This window comes from Sanguibacteroides sp. AM78-02pH3A, assembly GCF_027666085.1.
Classification (GTDB): Bacteria; Bacteroidota; Bacteroidia; order Bacteroidales; family Marinifilaceae; genus Gabonibacter; species Gabonibacter massiliensis.
This window is the reverse complement of record NZ_JAQEHX010000023.1, coordinates 1-325: the sequence shown is the minus strand read 5'-3', so window position 1 is coordinate 325 and position 325 is coordinate 1. Positions and strand designations below refer to the sequence as shown.

Annotated in this window: 1 rRNA gene (cut by a window edge); it reads right to left on the bottom strand. The window is 56.9% G+C overall.

Annotated elements, in window-relative coordinates:
* Positions 1 to 325, bottom strand: a 23S ribosomal RNA gene (locus PGR74_RS14040) (its annotated part extends 1,425 nt beyond the left edge of the window); the annotation flags it as partial.

Sequence of the window (325 nt, the reverse complement as noted above, 5' to 3'; positions counted from 1 at the left end):
CGTCGGCACGCGACCCTGTCATCGCCCCGTCACCGCGTCACGCCGTGAAGAAGTACGGGAATATTAACCCGTTCGCCATCGGCATCCCCCCTCGGGTTAGCCTTAGGGCCCGACTGACCCCCGGGTGATTGACATTGCCGGGGAATCCTTGGTCTTGCGGCGTGGAGGGTTCTCGCCTCCATTATCGTTACTTATGCCTACATTTGCTTTTCCTGACGCTCCACGACACCTCGCGATATCGCTTCGACGCCGACAGGAATGCTCTCCTACCGACGTACTGTTAAAGTACATCCTATAGCTTCGGTTGACGTTTTATGCCCGTGTA